This window comes from Streptomyces sp. NBC_00358, assembly GCF_036099295.1.
GTDB lineage: Bacteria > Actinomycetota > Actinomycetes > Streptomycetales > Streptomycetaceae > Streptomyces.
This window is the reverse complement of the sequence record NZ_CP107976.1, coordinates 2,545,455-2,564,672: the sequence shown is the minus strand read 5'-3', so window position 1 is coordinate 2,564,672 and position 19,218 is coordinate 2,545,455. Positions and strand designations below refer to the sequence as shown.

The following is a 19,218-nucleotide window of genomic DNA, read 5'->3' as shown; positions in this document are numbered from 1 at the left end:
GGAGCCGTCACCATGCCGAAGCGCAAAGGCCGTCCCGTCCTCCACGCGGCCACGGTCATCGCGCTGCTCGCGGGCAGCGCGTACTTCACCTTCGAACTCCGCAAGGACGAGGAGGCGAAGGTCCCCGCCGTGCAGGCCGTCACCGACAAGCCCGACCTGGAGAACTCGGGCAAGGCCACCGGCAAGCAGACCTGGGAGCGTCTGAACAATCCGACGCGCTCCGTGCTGCGCGGCGAGAACGGCGACATCCTCGCCACCTTCACGGACGGCGCCCGCACCGCGACCCTCAGGGGCCCCTCCCGCACCTTCACCGAACCGGCCAACACCCGGACCCGTGTGATGACGCAGGACTGGGTGCGGCTGATGCCGGAGCCCTGGCGCAAGGGAGCCGAGAAGGAGAAGTGGTTCAAGGACTGGTTCAAGGAGTTCTACGGCAGCCAGGCCGACGACGTCTTCGCCATCGCGTTCCAGTACGTCGACGGCGCACCGGTGAAGAAGGACGACGAGGGCGTCCCGTACGCGGGTGACGCGGTCTTCGGCCCGTTCAAGGAGGACGGCGTCGACCGCCTTGAGCAGAACGACTTCTACGACTACCTCGGCATCGACTACACCTTCCGCGACGGCACCACGACGGTGGCGCGCAAGGAGCGCTACCGCGCCCTGGACTGCTCCGGGTTCATGCGCATGGTGTGGGGCTACCGGGCCCGCTATCCGCTGATGTCGACGAACACGTCCGGCGACGGACTGCCGCGCAGCGCCGACGGCATGGCCCGCTCGAAGACCGGCGTCGACATCCTGAAGCTCTCCGGCCCGGCGCCCTGGTACACGCGCCCCGAGAACATCGACGTGGTTCAGCCCGGTGACCTCCTCTTCTTCAAGATGGACCACCGCACCGGCAACCACATCGACCACGTCGCCATGTACCTGGGCGTGGACACCGACGGCCACCGCGTCTTCATCTCCAGCCGCAAGGAGGTCAACGGACCGACCATGGGCGACAAGGGCGGCGCCTCCCGCATCGACGGGAACGGCTTCTACGCCGGCCTGCTGCGCAGCGCCAAGCGCCTGTGAACGGCTGACCGTGTGAGGGGGTCGGAACGAGCGGCCCGCCCCCGATTAAGGTGAAGCGGTGAACGTCGACTGGCTCATACGCGGTCGTGACGGCAGGCTCGGTGCGTACCTGCTGTCCGAGGCCACCGTCCACTGCCGGGCGGAGCGCGGACCCGGCGGTCCCTGGGACACTCCGCGCCCGGTGGGCGGTGGCCAACGCCTGCACTCCGTACTGGCCTTGGGGCAGGGCCCGGACCGGTACACCCATCTGGTCTCCTGGCGTCCGACGGTCCGCGACCAGTCGGGTCTCGTCCACTCGACCCACTTCCGGCCGGACCTCGCCGCCCTCGACTGGAACCCGATCGGTCATCCCGACGGCAGCGGTGACCGGACGGGCAACCCCGCCGTCGCGATCGACGCGCAGGGGCGCGCCCATGTCTTCGTACGCAACGGCGGCGGTGGCGTGAGCATGATCGGCCAGAAGGAGAAGGGCGGCTGGGGGCGCTGGTACGACCTCAAGGGGCGTGACGTCCAGGGGGACCTGGCGGCCGTCACCGGGGAGTCCGGCCGTGTCGAGCTGTACGCGGCAGTCCCGGGCGGGGTTCTGCACTGGCGCCAGGAGGAGGCGGGCGCGGAACCCGCGCTGGACGAGGCGCTGGAGGCACCGGTCCGGTCGGGGAGCCTGCGCGCGCTCGCGACCTCGGCGGACTCCACCACGCTCTTCTTCACCGATGACTCGGGCGATGTGTGCGCCTGGCGTCCCGGCACCAAGCCGGTGGCCCTGCTGGCTTCGGCCGGTCCGGGCCCGGTCTGCGTCATCCGCTGCGAACTCGACGGCCACGACTGCACGTTGCTCGCCCAGCGCTCGGCGAGCGGACGGGTGGCGTTCGCCGCCTACCCGACCGAGGACGAGTCGGCGGGCGCGTGGTGGACCGAGTCGGGACCGGAACTCCCCGCCGATGCCCTGCTGTCGCTCGCCGAGGACGAGCAGGGCCGTGTGGTCGCAGCGACGCTCTCCCCGGGCAGCGGCGAACTCCGCATCACCCGCCGCAAGGACGAGCCGGGGATCGCCCTGGAGGCGTGGCGGCCGGTCTGACGCCGACGGCCGGAACGCACGGGAGCGTGCACGCCAAAACCGCCGTACCGAAGGCGAGTACGACGGTGGGGCGTGCAGGCCGGCGGGCGGACGGCGCCTTCCACGGGGTCGGCGCCCGACGTCAGGGACGTGGAACAGGAGAGAGGGCCTCCGCCGGAAGCGGAGGCCCTCTCTCCTGTGTGCCGTACGGCCGTTACACCGGTACCGAAGCCAGCCCCGGCTCCAGGAACCGCTTCCCGGTCACCCGCTCGGAGACGCCCTCACGGTCCAGGTACGGCGTGATGCCGCCCAGGTGGAAGGGCCAGCCGGCGCCGGTGATCAGGCAGAGGTCGATGTCCTGGGCCTCGGCGACGACACCCTCGTCGAGCATGAGCCCGATCTCCTGGGCGACCGCGTCGAGGACCCGGTTCCGGACCTGCTCCTCCGTCAGGACGACATCGCCCTGCTTGAGGAGCGCGGCGACCTCGGGGTCCAGCTCCGGCTTGAAGCCGTTCTCCGCGGAGTAGACGTAGAAGCCGCGCTTGCCGGCCTTGACGACCGCCGCGAGGTTCGGGGAGACCGTGAAGCGGTCCGGGAAGGCCCGGTTGAGGGTCTCCGAGACGTGCAGACCGATCGCGGGACCGACCAGCTCCAGCAGGACCAGCGGGGACATCGGCAGGCCGAGCGGCTCGATGGCCTTCTCGGCGACCTCGACCGAGGTGCCCTCGTCGATGACGTTCTGGATCTCGCCCATGAAGCGGGTCAGGATGCGGTTCACGACGAACGCCGGGGCGTCCTTGGTGAGAACCGCGGTCTTCTTCAGCTTCTTGGCGACGGCGAACGCCGTGGCCAGCGAGGCGTCGTCGGTCTGCTCGCCGCGCACGATCTCCAGGAGCGGGAGGATCGCGACCGGGTTGAAGAAGTGGAAGCCCACGACCCGCTCGGGGTTCTTCAGCTTCGAAGCCATCTCGCTCACCGACAGCGAGGAGGTGTTGGTGGCGAGGATCGCGTGCGCCGGGGCGACCGCCTCCACCTCCGCGAACACCTGCTGCTTGACGCCGATCTCCTCGAAGACGGCCTCGATGATGAAGTCCGCGTCGGAGAAGCCCTCGGCCTTGTCCAGCACACCGGAGACCAGGGCCTTCAGGCGGTTGGCCTTGTCCCGGTTCACGCGGCCCTTGAGCAGCAGCTTGTCGATCTCGGCGTGGACGTAGCCCACACCCTTGTCGACGCGCTCCTGGTCGATGTCGGTCAGCACGACCGGCACCTCCAGGCGGCGCAGGAAGAGCAGGGCGAGCTGCGAGGCCATCAGGCCCGCGCCCACGACGCCCACCTTGGTGACCGGACGCGCCAGCGACTTGTCCGGCGCACCGGCCGGACGCTTGCCGCGCTTCTGGACCAGGTTGAAGGCGTAGATGCCGGAGCGCAGTTCGCCACCCATGATCAGGTCGGCGAGCGCCACGTCCTCGGCGTCGAACCCCTTCTGCAGGTCTCCGTCCTTGGCCGCGGCGATGATGTCCAGCGCGCGGTAGGCGGCCGGGGCGGCCCCGTGCACCTTGCCGTCGGCGATGGACCGGCCGCGCGCGACGGCCTGGTCCCAGGCCTCGCCGCGGTCGATCGCGGGGCGCTCGATCGCGATCTCGCCCTTGAGGACGGCGGCCGTCCACAGCAGCGACTGCTCCAGGAAGTCCGCGCCTTCGAAGAGCGCGTCGGCGATGCCGAGGTCGTAGACCTGACCGCCCTTGAGCTGCTTGTTCTGGTTGAGCGAGTTCTCGATGATGACCGAGACGGCCTTGTCGGCGCCGATCAGGTTCGGCAGGATCGTGCAGCCGCCCCAGCCGGGGACCAGGCCGAGGAAGACCTCGGGCAGCGAGAAGGCCGGCAGGGCCGCGGAGACGGTCCGGTACGAGCAGTGCAGACCGACCTCGACGCCACCGCCCATCGCCGCGCCGTTGTAGTAGGCGAAGGTCGGGACCGCGAGGCCCGACAGGCGCTTGAAGACCTCGTGGCCGCCCTTGCCGATGGCGAGCGCGTCCTTGTGCTCCTTGAGGAGCTCGACGCCCTTCAGGTCCGCGCCGACCGCGAAGATGAACGGCTTGCCGGTGACGCCGACACCGACGATCTCACCGGCGGCGGCCTCCCGCTCGACCTGGTCGATGGCGGTGTCGAGGTTCGCCAGCGACGCCGGGCCGAAGGTGGTCGGCTTGGTGTGGTCGAAGCCGTTGTCCAGCGTGATGAGCGCGAAGCGCCCGGCACCGAACGGCAGGTCGAGGTGGCGTACGTTCGCGGACGTCACGACCTCGTCGGGGAACAGCTCGGCTGCGCCCTTCAGGAGTTCAGCGGTGCTCACTTGTCGCCTCCGGCGTCCTTGTGGTGCGGGTTCTCCCAGATGACCGTGGCGCCCATGCCGAAGCCGACGCACATGGTCGTGAGGCCGTAACGGACCTCCGGCTGCTCCTCGAACTGGCGGGCCAGCTGCGTCATCAGACGGACGCCGGAGGAGGCGAGCGGGTGGCCGTACGCGATGGCGCCGCCGTACTGGTTGACGCGCGCGTCGTCGTCGGCGATGCCGTAGTGCTCCAGGAACGCGAGCACCTGGACGGCGAAGGCCTCGTTGATCTCGAAGAGGTTGATGTCCTCGATCGACAGACCGGCCTTGGCGAGGGCCTTCTCGGTGGCCGGGATCGGGCCGTAGCCCATGACCTCCGGCTCGACGCCCGCGAAGGCGTACGAGACCAGGCGCATCTTGACCGGCAGGTTGTTCTCGCGGGCGAAGTCCTCGGAGGCGAGGATCGACGCGGTCGCACCGTCGTTCAGACCGGCCGCGTTGCCGGCGGTGACCCGGCCGTGGACGCGGAACGGGGTCTTCAGGCCGGACAGGTTCTCCAGCGTGGTGCCCGGACGCATCGGCTCGTCGGCGGTGACCAGGCCCCAGCCCGTCTCACCGACCTCCGCGTTGGTGTTGCGCACCGAGATCGGCACCAGGTCCTGCTGGATCTTGCCGTTGGCGTAGGCCTTGGCGGCCTTCTCCTGCGAGCGCACGGCGTACTCGTCGGCGCGCAGCTTGGTGATGGTCGGGTAGCGGTCGTGCAGGTTCTCGGCGGTCATGCCCATGAACAGGGCGGACTCGTCGACCAGCTTCTCGCTGACGAAGCGCGGGTTCGGGTCCACGCCCTCGCCCATGGGGTGGCGCCCCATGTGCTCGACACCACCGGCGATGACGGCGTCGTACGCGCCGAACGCGATGGAGCCCGCGGTGGCGGTGACGGCCGTCAGGGCGCCGGCGCACATGCGGTCGATGGAGTAGCCGGGGACCGACTGCGGCAGCCCGGCGAGGATGCCGGCCGTGCGGCCCAGCGTCAGACCCTGGTCACCGATCTGCGTGGTCGCCGCGATGGCGACCTCGTCGATCTTCTTGGGGTCAAGACCGGGGTTGCGGCGCAGCAGCTCCCGGATGGCCTTCACGACGAGGTCGTCGGCACGGGTCTCGTGGTAGATGCCCTTCGGGCCCGCCTTGCCGAACGGGGTGCGGACGCCGTCTACGAAGACGACGTCCCTGACGGTACGAGGCACGATGGCTCTCCTCCAGATGCGGGATGGCACTGCTGCGCGGACACACGCCTGAGCGCGCGCTCAGCACCCATGCTACTTACGAGTAACCAACCTGCCCAGTCCCGAGGCCGGGAGCGGCGAAGGTCACATCGAAAGGCCTCGGCCATCCTGCCCCGGGCCCGCCGAGCGCACGCGTCCGCCCCGTCCGTCGCGTCGGCCCCGTCCGTCACGTTCGGCGCCGACGCGTCGGGGAAGGGGTGGGGTCGCGCGACCGCGACGGTCGCCCGGGGTGGTCCGCGTACGGCCGCCCGGCCTGCCGCGACGCCGTTTCACCGCGGCCGGACGTCCACGGCGGCGGGCGGCGTGCCGGGAGGCCAGGATCTTGGCGTGATCTCGTCGTCCGTTCGACGGGCCGATTCCGCTTCCTGGACCCGTTCGGAGTACACCGAGCACGCGGAGCGCGCGCGGGACACCGGAACCAGCGCCCGGAACGACCCGGCTCCGGGGCCCGGAACGCACTCCATATGGAGCCGACCGGGACTCGACCACGTGCGGGAGCCCGTCCGGGTGACCTTGTCCGGGTGACGCCGTTCAGGTGATCCCGTCCGGGTGGACGAGGGCCTTGTGGCGGGCGGGCCATCCGGTGAGGCGGGACCGCCCCGAGCGCCGTGCCGCCTCTCCGGCGTACGCCGGAGAACGGCCTACAGCGAGGGGCGGCCGGGCGGCCGGGGCCGGCGAGGGACTACGGGGCGGTCTTCAGGGACAGCGCGGTCACCAGCACCGGCGTGACCAGTTCGACCTGCCAGGGCCGCGCCCCGCAGGCCCTGAGCGCCGCGCCCACGGACTCCGTGTCGGGTGTCGCGGGCGGCTCCCAGCACACGCGCCGCACGGTGTCCGGGGTGATCAGGTTCTCCTGCGGCATGTTCAGCTTCTCGGCCAGCGCCGATACGGCGGTCCGCGCAGCGGAGAGCCGGGCCGCGGCGGCCGGGTCCTTGTCGGCCCAGGCCCGCGGCGGGGGAGGCCCGGTCACCGGCTGTCCGGGCTGCGGGAGCTCGTTGTCCGGCAGCTCCTTCGCCCGGTCGACCGCGGCCTGCCACTGCTCCAGCTGGCGCCGGCCCATGCGGTGCCCGAAGCCGTTCAGCGCGGCCAGGGCGTGCAGGTTGGCGGGCACGGCCAGCGCGGCCTCGACGATCGCCGCGTCCCCGAGCACCTTGCCCGGAGAGATGTCCCGGCGCTGCGCGACCCGGTCCCGGGTCTCCCACAGCTCCCGGACGACGGCCATCTGCCGTCGGCGGCGCACCTTGTGCATCCCCGACGTACGGCGCCAGGGGTCCTTGCGCGGCGGCGCGGGCTCGGCCTGCGCGATGGCGTCGAACTCCTGCCGGGCCCAGTCCAGCTTGCCCTGCCGGTCGAGTTCCTTCTCCAGTGCGTCGCGCAGGTCGACGAGGAGCTCCACGTCGAGCGCGGCGTAGCGCAGCCAGGGCTCGGGCAGCGGGCGCGTCGACCAGTCGACGGCGGAGTGGCCCTTCTCCAGGACGAAGCCGAGGACGCTCTCGACCATCGCGCCGAGACCCACCCGGGGGAACCCGGCCAGGCGTCCGGCCAGCTCGGTGTCGAAGAGGCTGGTGGGGATCATGCCTATCTCGCGGAGACAGGGCAGGTCCTGGGTGGCGGCGTGCAGCACCCACTCGGCCCCGGAGATCGCCGCACCGAGACCGGACAGGTCGGGACAGGCGACGGGGTCGATCAGCGCGCTGCCGGCGCCCTCGCGGCGCAACTGCACCAGATAGGCGCGCTGGCCGTATCGGTACCCGGACGCGCGTTCGGCGTCGACGGCCACCGGGCCGGTCCCCGCGGCGAAGGCGGCGATCACCCCGGCGAGCGCGGTGTCGTCGGCGATCACGGGCGGAATGCCTTCTCGGGGCTCAAGCAAAGGGGTCGGCGCCGTTTCGACGTCGTCCGGAGGGCCGCCTCCGGTGGTTCGCAGTGAGCTGTCTGCTGCGGTCTCTTGGGCGTCGGTCACCTGTCAAGAGTATCTGTGTATGGACAACGCCCGTCGACGGAACGTTCCGTCGACGGGCGTTGGATGGTCGTAAACCAGACAGGTCCGTGCAGGACCGGGTTCACGCGCAGGGGAAGGGGGCCGGGCTGGGGGAGGTCGGGGTGGTGCGGGGGAGAGGTGGTGGGAGGCGGGGGGGAGGGGTCAGTGGATGATTCCGGTCCGCAGGGCCACCGCGACCATTCCGGCGCGGTCACCCGTGCCCAGCTTGCGGGCGATGCGGGCGAGGTGGCTCTTGACGGTGAGTGCGGACAGGCCCATGGAGACGCCGATGGCCTTGTTCGACTGGCCCTCCGCGACCAGTCGAAGGACCTCGACCTCTCGTCCGGACAGTTCGCGGTAGCCGCCCGGGTGGCTCGGGGCACCCGGGGGGCGGCGGTGCATGCGGGCGGCGGCGGAGCCGATGGGAGCGGCGCCGGGCCGTGTGGGGAGCCCGACGTTCGTACGGGTGCCGGTGACGACGTAGCCCTTGACGCCGCCCGCGAGGGCGTTGCGTACAGCGCCGATGTCGTCGGCGGCGGAGAGGGCGAGGCCGTTGGGCCATCCGGCGGCCCGGGTCTCGGAGAGGAGGGTGAGGCCGGAACCGTCCGGCAGATGGACGTCGGCGACGCAGATGTCACGCGGGTTGCCGATTCGGGGACGGGCCTCCGCGACGGACGACGCCTCGATGACGTCGCGCACTCCGAGCGCCCACAGATGGCGGGTGACGGTGGAGCGGACCCGGGGGTCGGCCACGACCACCATGGCGGTCGGCTTGTTCGGGCGGTAGGCGACCAGGCTTGCGGGCTGCTCGAGGAGAACGGACACCAGGCCTCCTGGGGGGCGGGACGGGACCGGCTCTGGGGGTGGAGCCAGGACGAACCGTGCTTTCAAGGTCACAGACGTCTTCGGCATCAAACCCATTGACCTTTAGAGAATGATCACGATCTGGTGAGTAACAATCCGTGCAATTCGGACACGCGATCGATCATCCGAAGATCGAACCGAGTCGTTCCACGTCGATACGCGGCCGAAAGTGGTCGTATCGACATTCGGCCGGTAAGGAAACGGAAAGGGCGCGCGCGTCGGCGCGCGCCCTTGTGAGGGTCAGCGGGACTGTGGTCCCCGGCGCTGCGGCAAGGTGACCACCGAGGCGTCACCCGGAGTCACCGGCGGCAGTCCGGCGATCTGGCACAGCAGGTCGCACCAGCCCGCGAGGTGCGCGGCCGTGTCGGGGACGCCGCCGAGTCCCTCACGGGGTGTCCACGACGCGCGGATCTCGATCTGCGAGGCGGCCGGGCGCTCCGCGAGCCCGCCGAAATAGTGCGAGCTCGCGCGCGTGACGGTGCCGCTCGCCTCGCCGTACGAGAGACCGCGGGCCTGGAGCGCGCCGGTCAGCCATGACCAGCAGACCTCGGGCAGCAACGGGTCGGCGGCCATCTCCGGCTCCAGCTCAGCGCGGACCAGGGTCACCAGACGGAAGGAGCCCTGCCACGCGTCGTGCCCGGCCGGGTCGTGCAGCAGCACGAGGCGGCCGTCGGCCAGGTCCTCGTCGTCGGCGACGACCGCGGCCTCCAGCGCGTACGAGTACGGGGCCAGCCGCTGAGGTGGTCGCGTCGGGTCGATCTCGATGTCGGGCCGCAGCCGGGCGGCCCTCAGTGCCTCGACGGCCGCCCGGAAGGGCCCCGGGGCCGTCTCCGCCGCATTCCTGTCCTCCTCCTTCTTCTCCTTCGCGTCGTCCATTCCGCCAGCGCCGTCCGACAGTCGTCCCTGAGCCGCAGCCATGCGGGGAAGATTAAGGGGAACGGAGCCCGCGCGCAGGGAGAGACACCCGTGCGTGGGACCCCTGTCCGGATCGTGCCGCGCGATCACCGCTCGTGGAGAGGGCCGTGCGGAGGGCCGGAGCCGGGGCGGCGGGCGGACCGGAGCCCGGGACGGGGGCGCCCGCGCGCCGTGGGAGACTTTCCGTCGTGAGCGCCAACCACAGCCCCGCCGGGCAGCAGCCGACAGCCATGTACGAGTCCGCCTTCCTCAAGGCGTGCAGGCGCGAGCCCGTGCCGCACACGCCCGTGTGGTTCATGCGGCAGGCCGGTCGCTCACTGCCCGAGTTCCTCAAGGTGCGCGAGGGCATCCCCATGCTGGAGTCCTGCATGCGGCCCGAGCTGGTCGCCGAGATCACCCTGCAGCCGGTCCGCCGGCACAACGTGGACGCCGCGATCTACTACAGCGACATCGTCGTCCCGCTGAAGGCCATCGGCGTCGACCTGGACATCAAGCCGGGCGTCGGCCCGGTCGTCCAGAACCCGATCCGCACCCGTGCCGACCTGGCCCAGCTGCGTGATCTGACCCCCGAGGACGTCTGGTACGTCACCGAGGCGATCGGGCTCCTGACGGCCGAACTCGGTGACACCCCCCTCATCGGCTTCGCGGGCGCGCCTTTCACCCTCGCGAGTTACCTCGTGGAGGGCGGTCCGTCCAAGAACCACGAGCACACCAAGGCGCTCATGTACGGCGACCCGCAACTGTGGGCCGACCTGCTCGACCGTCTCGCCGAGATCACCTCCACCTTCCTGAAGGTGCAGATCGAGGCGGGCGCGAGCGCCGTCCAGCTCTTCGACTCCTGGGTCGGCGCCCTGGCCCCCGCGGACTACCGCCGTTCGGTGATGCCCGCGTCCACCAAGGTCTTCGACGCCGTCGCCCCGTACGGAGTGCCGCGCATCCACTTCGGGGTCGGCACCGGTGAACTGCTCGGTCTCATGGGCGAGGCCGGCGCGGACGTGGTCGGCGTCGACTGGCGCGTCCCGCTCGACGAGGCGGCCCGCCGTGTAGGCCCCGGCAAGGCACTCCAGGGCAACCTCGACCCGGCGGTCCTGTTCTCCACCCCCGAGGCCGTCGAGGCGAAGACCCGCGAGGTGCTCGACGCCGCCGCCGGTCTGGAGGGTCACGTCTTCAACCTCGGCCACGGCGTCCTGCCGAGCATGAACCCGGACGCGCTGACCCGCCTGGTGGAGTACGTCCACACGCAGACGGCCCGCTAGGCACCCTGCGCGCAGTACCGGGCGCACTCGCGTCCGTGGATCGTCCCGCGGACGCGGGGCCGCCCGGCCGTCACCAGCCGTGCCGTGCCTGTCTGCCCCACAGCAGGCGGCGCGGCTCCGGCGGTGGCGGGGTGCCGGGGCGCAGCGGCCAGGCCAGGAGCATGCCGGCGAGGAAGCCGACGACATGCGACGCGTAGGCCACGGTGCCCGCGGCGGGCACGGCCGCGCCGGACGAGTACGCCGCCTGGAGCACGAACCAGAAGCCCAGCACGAGCCACGCGGGCAGCCGGAGCGGCAGGAACACCAGGAACGGCACCAGGACCCAGACCCTGGCCCTCGGGTACAGCACCAGATAGGCGCCCAGGACCCCGGCGATCGCCCCCGAGGCGCCGATCAGCGGGTCGCCCGAGTCCTCGTTCACGAGCGCGAACCCGTACGCCGCCGCGTAGCCGCAGGCCACGTAGAACAGCGTGAAGCGCACGTGTCCGAGCCGGTCCTCGATGTTGTTGCCGAAGATCAGCAGGAAGAGCATGTTGCCCAGCAGATGCAGCCAGCTCCCGTGCAGGAACATCGCCGTGAGCACCGACAGCGGCGGCGACTTGGCGTAGTCCGGCGGGCCCACCGCGCAGCCCGACCCGTACGGCCCGCCGCCGATCCCGCCGGTCGGCACCAGCCGGGGCATCCGATGATGGATCAGTTCCTGCGGGACCGCGGCGTAGTGCTCCATGAACGCGTGCAGATGACAGAGCTGCGACAGGGCGCTGTCGCCCGCCACCGATCCGGCGAGACCGGGGGTGTAGAGGAACACGAGCACATTGGCGGCGATCAGCGCGTACGTCACATAGGGCGTGCGCCGCACCGGGTTCACGTCATGGACGGGAATGACCACGAGGAAGTACTGCCCCCGATGCGTGGGGTGCATCCACGCTCCGCCGGGCCCGGCGAGGGGCCCGGACCGCCCGGCGGCCGGTGCGGTCTCCCACTGAACACTTGTGCCCCCGCAGCCGTATGTCTGCTCAACCGCCCGCGTCACGACGCGGGTTCGACGTGACGACGTGAAGACGTGAGGACACAGGCCATGAGCGACCGAGTTACTCCTCCGATGCATGCCCTGCCCGACGGCGAGGCGGAAATCGCCCTGGTGCTGCACCTCCCCTGGGAGGACGTCGCCGCGCTCGGCCAGGAGGCCGGACGGCTCGCGGCCCGGATGCAGCGACCGGTGACCCTGGACGAGGCGGTCAGCCACCGTCTGCGGTCCGCGCGGTCCGCGGCGCACGCGAAGCCGGCCCAGAGCCCGCCCGCGGTCACGGCGGCCGGCTCGGTCTCCTCGCTGCCGCCCCGGCCGCCGGCGGAGCAGGCCCGGCAGGCGATCGACCGCATCAACGGGACAGCCGGGCACGAGTCCGCGTAACCGGCCGACGGCCCGCCCCGCGGACCGCCGGCCGCGCACCGCACCCGCCCGTCCGGGGCGCGGCGGCGCGCCGCCGCGCCGTCCCGAAGGGCGCGGGCCGCCCCCGGCCCGTCACCGGGCGCCCTGCCGTACCTTCGCCACCGCTTTGCGGGCCGCCACCAGGACCGGGTCCCAGACCGGGGAGAAGGGGGGCGCGTAGCCGAGGTCCAGTGCCGTCATCTGTTCCACCGTCATGCCGGCGGTCAGCGCCACCGCCGCGACGTCCACCCGCTTCGCCGCGCCCTCCCGGCCGACGATCTGCACGCCGAGCAGCCGCCCCGTGCGCCGCTCCGCGAGCATCTTCACCGTCATGAGGGCGGCGTCCGGGTAGTAACCCGCGCGGCTCGTCGACTCGATGGTGACGGTCTCGAACCGCAGCCCCACCCGGTGCGCGTCCTTCTCGCGCAGCCCGGTGCGGGCGATCTCCAGATCGCAGACCTTGCTCACGGCCGTGCCGACGACACCGGGGAACGTGGCGTATCCGCCGCCCACGTTGGAGCCGATCACCTGCCCGTGCTTGTTCGCGTGGGTGCCCAGCGCGATGTGCCGCTCCCGTCCCGAGACCAGGTCGAGCACCTCGACGCAGTCGCCGCCCGCCCAGATGTCGTCGTGCCCGCGCACCCGCATCGCCAGATCGGTGAGCAGCCCGCCGTGTTCACCGACCGGCAGCCCCGCCGCGCGCGCGAGAGCCGTCTCGGGGCGTACGCCGATGCCGAGCACCACCACGTCCGCGGGGTACGTGGCCGCGTCCGTGACGACCGCGCGGACCCGTCCGTCCTCCCCGGTGAGGAACTCGGTGACCTCGGCGCCGCCGACCATGGTGATCCCGAGGCCCTCCATGGCGGTGCGCACCAGACGGCCCATGTCCGGGTCGAGCGTGGACATCGGTTCCTCGCCCCGGTTGACGACGGTCACCTCGTACCCGCGGTTGATGAGCGCCTCGGCCATCTCCACGCCGATGTAGCCCGCGCCCACGACCACGGCACGGCGGCCCTCGGTCGACGCCAGCGTGTCGAGCAGGGCCTGCCCGTCGTCCAGGGTCTGCACGCCGTGCACGCCCGGCGCGTCGGCGCCCGGCAGGTCGGGCCGGACCGGACGCGCGCCGGTCGCGATCACGAGCCGGTCGTACGACGTCCACGTCTCGGCCCCGGTACCCAGGTCCCTGGAGCGCACCCGGGTACCCGCGACGTCGATCCGGGTGACCTCCGTACGCATCCGCAGGTCGATGGCGCGCTCACGGTGCTCCTCGGGCGTCCGCGCGATCAGCCGGTCGCGTTCGGGGACGTCGCCGCCCACCCAGTACGGGATGCCGCACGCCGAGTACGACGTGAAGTGGCCCCGCTCGAACGCCACGATCTCCAGCTCGTCCGGGCCCCGCAGCCGCCGGGCCTGTGACGCGGCGGACATGCCCGCCGCGTCACCGCCGATCACGACCAGTCGTTCCCGGCCCCCGCCGCTCGCGTCGCCTCTGCCGCTCGTACCGCTCGTATCCCTCGTACCGCTCAGGCTCATACGAACACGCTACGGGGGCACGGCACTTCAGTGCTCCTCGCCGCCTTCCGGCGACGGCCGCGAGGCCGGAACCGGTGATGGCGCCGGAGCGGCGGCGGGACCGCCGGACGGGCCCGGAGCCACGGTCGGATACGGGCCCGGAGCAACGGCGGGTGACGGGCGGCGGGGCAGCCGGGGACGTACGAGACGCAGCCACACCAGGGCGATCAGGGCCACTGCCGCAGCGAAGGGGAGCACCGCCCCGATCGCCAGGGCCAGCCAGCGCACCACGGTGACCAGCACGGTCCAGCCGCCGGAGAGCGCGTCCAGGAAGCCCGGGTCCTCGTGCTTCTTCTCCGCCTTCTTCACCGGGGTCTCGGACAGCGAGAGCGTGATCGTGGCCAGGCTCGTACGGTCCTTCAGCGACGCCTGCCGGGAGAGCAGCGCCTCCAGATCGGCCTCCCGGCTGCTCAACTCCCCTTCCAGGGTGACCACATCGCTGAGTTTGGTCGCCTTGTCCATCAGTTCGCGGACCCGGGCCACGCTCGCGCGCTGAGACTTCACGCGGCTCTCCACGTCCACGACCTGATCGGTGACGTCCTGCGCCTTGGCCTGCCGGTCGACGACCTTGCCGGTGCCCTCCAGATCGGCGAGCACCTGGTCGTACCGTTCGGTGGGCACCCGCAGGACGACGTGGGTGCGCTCGTGGCCCGCGCCGTCGCGCGTGGTGGTCTCGTCGCCGATGTAGCCGCCGGCGGTCTCGGCCGTGGCGCGGGCGTCGTCGAGGGCCTTGGGCACGTCCTTGACCACGACGGTCAGGGAGGCGGTGCGGATGATGGTGTTCGCGGTCACCTGGGTCGGGGCCGCCCTGCGGCCGCCCGAACCGTCGCTCCCCGCGGCACCCGGGACCGCCTTCCCCGCGCCGGCCTCGTTCGCACCGCGTGCGACAGGGGCGTCCGCCTTGCTGTCGGCGGCGCTACCCGTGCCGCTGGCGCCGCATCCGGTCAGCGCGAGCGCGGTGACGAGACACATCCCCGCCAGGACCCGGGCAGGCAGGGCGGAGCGGGAGGACCGTGCCGCCGATGCTGCTGATGCCGCCGATGTGTGGGATGCGTGGGAGGTGAAAGAGGCGGACGAGAGGGGTGAAACGGTTGAAACGGGTCGGAGTGGATGTCCGGGACTGCGTGTGCGCATGCGGGCCTACCCCCAGGTGGTGACGACTGACGGTCCTTCGACGCCGGACGGATACCGGACGTTGGCGGGATCCGGCCTCGATGCGGTCACGGTCCGGACTCGCGCGGGACACCGGGCTCCTTGCCGGAGGTGCCGGAGGCGTTTGAGAAGGTGGAGCCATGCGCGAAGAGGACACTCGTACGGGTTCGGGACACGTCGTGGTCGTCGGCGGAGGGATCGCGGGGCTGGCCGCCGCCCACCGCCTGCTGGGGCGGGGCGCACGCGTCACCGTCCTGGAGGCCTCGGACCGGGTCGGCGGCAAGCTGCTGACCGGCGAGATCGCGGGCACCCGCGTGGACCTCGGTGCCGAGTCGATGCTGGCGCGCCGCCCCGAGGCCGTGGACCTCGCCCGCGAGGCCGGGCTCGGCGACCGCCTTCAGCCGCCCGCCACCGCGACGGCCTCCCTGTGGACCCGCGGGGTCCTGCGCCCCATGCCCAAGGGCCATGTCATGGGCGTCCCCGGCAGCGCGTCCGCCGTCGCCGGCGTCCTCTCCGAAGAGGGACTGCTCCGCATCGAGCGCGACGCCGACCTGCCCCGCACGGAGGTGGGCGAGGACATCGCCGTGGGCGAGTACGTGGCGGCCCGCCTCGGCCGCGAGGTCGTCGACCGCCTCGTCGAACCCCTCCTCGGCGGCGTGTACGCGGGCGACGCCTACCGCATCTCGCTCCGCCTCGCCGTCCCCCAGCTCTACGCCGCCACCCGCGTGCACACCTCCCTCACCGAGGCCGTCCGCGAGATCCAGGCCAAGGCCGCCGCCGCCGGGCAGACCGGCCCGGTGTTCATGGGCATCGACGGCGGAGTGGGCCGACTGCCGCTCGCCGTCGCCGAGTCGGTGACGGCACGCGGGGGCGAGATCCTCACCGGGACTCCGGTGACCGGGCTGCGCCGGACCGCGGCTGCCGGGCCCGGTACCGGTGCGGGGACCCGTGAGGCCTGGCGCGTCGTCGCCGGAGACCGGGTCCTGCACGCCGACGCGGTCGTCCTCGCGCTGCCCGCCCCGGCCGCCGCCGCACTGCTGCGGGCCGAGGCCCCGGCCGCGGCGGCCGAGCTGGCCGCCGTGGAGTACGCGTCGATGGCCCTGGTGACCCTCGCCTACCGCGCCGACGGCGTCACCCTCCCCGAGGGCAGCGGATTCCTGGTCCCGCCGGTCGACGGGCACACCATCAAGGCGTCCACCTTCGCCTCCCGCAAGTGGGGCTGGATCGCCGAGCAGGACCCCGGTCTGCTGGTGCTGCGCACCTCCGTCGGGCGGTACGGCGAGACGGAGGTGCTCGGCCGCTCCGACGCCGACCTCGTCGGGTTGTCCCGGCGCGACCTGCGGGAGGCCACCGGGCTCGACGCCGAGCCGGTCGAGACCCGGGTGACCCGCTGGGACGACGGGCTGCCCCAGTACCCCGTCGGCCACCACGCGCGCGTGGCCCGCGTCCGCGAGCACGTCGGCAGGCTGCCCGGCCTCGCGGTCTGCGGCGCGGCCTACGACGGGGTGGGCATCCCCGCCTGCATCGCCTCCGCGTACGCCGCGGTGGACGGGCTCGGCGGTGAGTCCGGCGCCCTGGACGCGCTGCGGGCCGACCCGGTGCAGAGCCTGCACGGCGGCGCGGGAGAATAGCCCCATGAGTGACGACGCCCCCACCACCGAGTCCGGCAGGGTCCCGAACAAGGGCAAGCTGGCCAAGGACCTCAACGAGACCATCCGCTACACCCTGTGGTCCGTCTTCCGGCTGAAGGACGTACTGCCCGAGGACCGCACGGGTTACGCCGACGAGGTCCAGGAGCTGTTCGACCAACTCGCCGCGAAGGACGTCACCGTCCGCGGCACCTACGACGTGTCGGGGCTGCGCGCCGACGCCGACGTCATGATCTGGTGGCACGCGGAGACCAGCGACCAGCTCCAGGAGGCGTACAACCTGTTCCGGCGCACCCGGCTGGGCCGCGCCCTGGACCCGGTCTGGTCGAACATGGCGCTGCACCGGCCCGCCGAGTTCAACCGCTCGCACATCCCGGCGTTCCTCGCCGACGAGACGCCCCGCGACTACGTCAGCGTCTACCCCTTCGTGCGCTCGTACGACTGGTACCTGCTGGCCGACGAGGACCGCCGCCGGATGCTCGCCGACCACGGCAAGATGGCCCGCGGGTACCCCGACGTGCGCGCCAACACGGTCGCCTCGTTCTCGCTCGGCGACTACGAGTGGATCCTCGCCTTCGAGGCCGACGAGCTGTACCGCATCGTCGACCTGATGCGGCACCTGCGCGCCTCCGAGGCCCGGATGCACGTGCGCGAAGAGGTCCCCTTCTACACCGGCCGCCGCAAGGACGTCGCCGAACTGGTCGCGGGTCTCGCCTGACCGTCCCCGCAGGAAGAGGCGGGCGCCCCTCCCGGGGACGCCCGCCTTCAGGTTCTCCGGTGCTCCGTCAGGACGCCTGCCGGACGGTCCTCGCCGCTCCCGGGCGCGCGGAGCTCTTCGACGTCCCCGCGCCCCCGGCGGACCTGGTGGACCGGGCGGACGTGGCGGACTTGGCCGTCTTCGGGCCCTTCGCTCCCCGGTGGCCCCGCGCACGGTCGTCCGAGGCCTGCGCCGTCGGCTCCCGGTGCGGTGCGCACGCCGCGCTCCGGTCGGGGAGCCGGCCCTCCAGCAGGTAGGCGTCCAGATAGCCGTTGACGCACTTGTTGGGGCCGCCCGCGATCCCATGCGTACCGGCGCCGTTCTCGGTCACCAGCACCGAGCCCCACAGCCGGCGCTGCAGCTCCTTGGCACCCTCGTACGGCGTCGCCGCGTCCCGTTCGGCGGCCAGGATCAGCGTCGGGGGCAGCTCGCCGGGCAGCGTCCGCACGTCGAGCGGCTTCTGCCGCGGCGCGGACCAGTACGCGCACGGCAGGTTCATCCAGACGTTGTCCCAGGTCTCGAACGGCGCGACCCGCGCGAGACGGGTGTTGTCGCGGTCCCAGGTGCGCCAGTCGGTCGGCCAGGAGGCGTCGTTGCACTCCACAGCCGTGTAGACCGCGTTGCCGTTCTCCTGTTCGGCCGCCGCCTCCGGATGCGGTCCCGCCACCTGGATCAGCGGCTTGGGGTCACCCTTCAGATAGGCGGACAGCGCCAGCGCGCGCTGCGGCCAGTAGTCGTCGTAGTAGCCGGCCTGCAGGAACGCGCCCTGCAACTGGGCGGGCCCCACTTTGCCGCCCGCGGGCGAGACGGCGAGCCGCGCCCGCGCCTTCTCGTACGAGCGCCGTACCTCCTCGGGCGTGCGGCCGAGCTCGTACACCTTGTCGTGCCGGGCGATCCACGCGCGGAAGTCCGCCCAGCGGACCTCGAACGCGGCCGACTGGTCCAGGTTGTTCTGGTACCAGACCTTCTCGGGCGCGGGGTTCACCGCCGAGTCGAAGACCATCCGGCGTACGTGCGAGGGGAACAGCGTCGCGTACAGGGAGCCGAAGTACGTCCCGTACGAGGCGCCCATGAAGGTCAGCTTCCGCTCACCGAGCGCGGCGCGCAGCACGTCCAGGTCGCGGGCGTTGTTGAGCGAGGTGTAGTGGCGCAGGGCGGGACCCGAACGCCGGGCGCAGCCGCGGGCGTACGCCTTCGCCTCCGCGATCCGCGCCTTCTTGTACGCCTCCGAGGGGACCGCCGGTGACTGCGTCGGTGCCTTCGGCGGGCGCCTCGGGTCCCGGCAGGACAGCGGCGCGGAGCGGTCGACCCCGCGCGGGGCGTAGCCGACGAGGTCGTACGCGGCCCCGATCCGCTTCCATGGGGGGAGGAAGCCGATCAACGGGAAGTACATGCCGGAGGCACCGGGGCCGCCGGGGTTGTAGACGAGTGCACCCTGGCGCGGCACCTTGTGCTTCGCGTTGCGCGGGTCCTTGCCGGTGGCCCTGACCCGGCTGACGGTCAGTCTGATCCGCTTGCCGTCCGGGAGGGCGTAGTCGAGGGGCACGGTGACCGTGCCGCACTGGAGGTTCGACGGCAGGTGCTCGACCTTCGCGCAGGTGCCGAAGCGGATGCCCGCGGCCGCGGCGCGCTGGGCGGCGACGGCGGTGCCGCGCGCCTCGGCGGAACCGCCCTGGCCCGGCCACGCCGGTGCGCCGCCCGCCGGGACGGCCACGAGGCCGGTCAGCAGCAACGACCCTGCGGTTCCGTGGAGGACGGCAGCTCTCATCGCGAATCCCTTCAGCGCACGGCAGCGACAAAAAGGATGGTTCGTGCGGTAGTTGGCGAAGTAAAGCACCGGCCGCCGGTGTCGCCGTCAATGACCCCGATGCGCCCCCCACGGGCGCCCTTCAGCCCCCTGGAGCCC

The 19,218-nt window shown here is 72.1% G+C and carries 15 protein-coding genes; 6 read left to right on the top strand and 9 right to left on the bottom strand.

Annotation, left to right across the window (positions count from 1 at the left end):
- The first annotated feature begins 12 nt into the window (after positions 1-12).
- Positions 13-1,071 (top strand): NlpC/P60 family protein, encoded by a 1,059-nt coding sequence (locus OHT01_RS10590; protein WP_328552889.1) that lies wholly within the window; start codon positions 13-15, stop codon positions 1,069-1,071.
- A 58-nt stretch (positions 1,072-1,129) separates the two neighbouring features.
- Positions 1,130-2,146, top strand: a complete 1,017-nt coding sequence (locus OHT01_RS10585) for a hypothetical protein (RefSeq protein WP_328552888.1) — start codon at positions 1,130-1,132, stop codon at positions 2,144-2,146.
- 193 nt (positions 2,147-2,339) lie between these two features.
- Here the strand turns inward: OHT01_RS10585 and OHT01_RS10580 are convergent, their stop codons facing one another.
- The 5 genes from OHT01_RS10580 to OHT01_RS10560 all read right to left on the bottom strand — a co-directional run bounded on the left by OHT01_RS10580 (position 2,340) and on the right by OHT01_RS10560 (position 9,500).
- Positions 2,340-4,475 carry a 3-hydroxyacyl-CoA dehydrogenase NAD-binding domain-containing protein gene (locus OHT01_RS10580; protein WP_328552887.1) on the bottom strand — a complete coding sequence of 712 codons (2,136 nt, stop codon included), beginning with the start codon at positions 4,473-4,475 and terminating at the stop codon, positions 2,340-2,342.
- Positions 4,472-5,698 (bottom strand): thiolase family protein, encoded by a 1,227-nt coding sequence (locus OHT01_RS10575; RefSeq protein WP_261704412.1) that lies wholly within the window; start codon positions 5,696-5,698, stop codon positions 4,472-4,474. Before OHT01_RS10575 ends, OHT01_RS10580 begins: the two co-directional genes overlap by 4 nt.
- Positions 5,699-6,419: 721 nt before the next feature.
- Positions 6,420-7,700, bottom strand: a complete 1,281-nt coding sequence (locus OHT01_RS10570; RefSeq protein WP_328552886.1) for a ribonuclease D — start codon at positions 7,698-7,700, stop codon at positions 6,420-6,422.
- A gap of 180 nt (positions 7,701-7,880) precedes the next feature.
- Positions 7,881-8,543, bottom strand: a complete 663-nt coding sequence (locus OHT01_RS10565; RefSeq protein ID WP_019073943.1) for a response regulator transcription factor — start codon at positions 8,541-8,543, stop codon at positions 7,881-7,883.
- 279 nt (positions 8,544-8,822) lie between these two features.
- Positions 8,823-9,500, bottom strand: coding sequence for a DUF3000 domain-containing protein (locus OHT01_RS10560; protein WP_328552885.1), 678 nt, complete (start codon positions 9,498-9,500; stop codon positions 8,823-8,825).
- 185 nt (positions 9,501-9,685) lie between these two features.
- Here OHT01_RS10560 and hemE point away from each other — a divergent pair, with 185 nt between their 5' ends.
- Positions 9,686-10,753 carry a uroporphyrinogen decarboxylase gene (gene hemE, locus OHT01_RS10555; protein WP_328552884.1) on the top strand — a complete coding sequence of 356 codons (1,068 nt, stop codon included), beginning with the start codon at positions 9,686-9,688 and terminating at the stop codon, positions 10,751-10,753.
- Between the two features lie 70 nt (positions 10,754-10,823).
- On the opposite strand, the gene OHT01_RS10550 is transcribed toward hemE, so the two are convergent.
- A complete protein-coding gene (locus OHT01_RS10550) occupies positions 10,824-11,642 on the bottom strand; it encodes a rhomboid family intramembrane serine protease (protein WP_328558078.1) in 819 nt (272 codons plus the stop codon).
- A 189-nt stretch (positions 11,643-11,831) separates the two neighbouring features.
- On the opposite strand from OHT01_RS10550, the gene OHT01_RS10545 reads away from it, so the two are divergent.
- Positions 11,832-12,164 (top strand): hypothetical protein, encoded by a 333-nt coding sequence (locus tag OHT01_RS10545; protein WP_328552883.1) that lies wholly within the window; start codon positions 11,832-11,834, stop codon positions 12,162-12,164.
- A 111-nt stretch (positions 12,165-12,275) separates the two neighbouring features.
- On the opposite strand, the gene OHT01_RS10540 is transcribed toward OHT01_RS10545, so the two are convergent.
- Complete coding sequence (locus OHT01_RS10540; RefSeq protein WP_328552882.1) at positions 12,276-13,715, bottom strand: FAD-dependent oxidoreductase; 1,440 nt, start codon at positions 13,713-13,715, stop codon at positions 12,276-12,278.
- A gap of 27 nt (positions 13,716-13,742) precedes the next feature.
- Positions 13,743-14,726 carry a DUF4349 domain-containing protein gene (locus OHT01_RS10535; RefSeq protein ID WP_328552881.1) on the bottom strand — a complete coding sequence of 328 codons (984 nt, stop codon included), beginning with the start codon at positions 14,724-14,726 and terminating at the stop codon, positions 13,743-13,745.
- 320 nt (positions 14,727-15,046) lie between these two features.
- Here OHT01_RS10535 and hemG point away from each other — a divergent pair, with 320 nt between their 5' ends.
- Both hemG and hemQ read left to right on the top strand, forming a co-directional pair.
- A complete protein-coding gene (gene hemG / locus OHT01_RS10530) occupies positions 15,047-16,537 on the top strand; it encodes a protoporphyrinogen oxidase (protein WP_328552880.1) in 1,491 nt (496 codons plus the stop codon).
- A 4-nt stretch (positions 16,538-16,541) separates the two neighbouring features.
- A complete protein-coding gene (gene hemQ, locus OHT01_RS10525) occupies positions 16,542-17,273 on the top strand; it encodes a hydrogen peroxide-dependent heme synthase (RefSeq protein ID WP_328552879.1) in 732 nt (243 codons plus the stop codon).
- 67 nt (positions 17,274-17,340) lie between these two features.
- On the opposite strand, the gene OHT01_RS10520 is transcribed toward hemQ, so the two are convergent.
- A complete protein-coding gene (locus OHT01_RS10520) occupies positions 17,341-19,080 on the bottom strand; it encodes an alpha/beta hydrolase (protein WP_328552878.1) in 1,740 nt (579 codons plus the stop codon).
- Between the last annotated feature and the right edge of the window lie 138 nt (positions 19,081-19,218).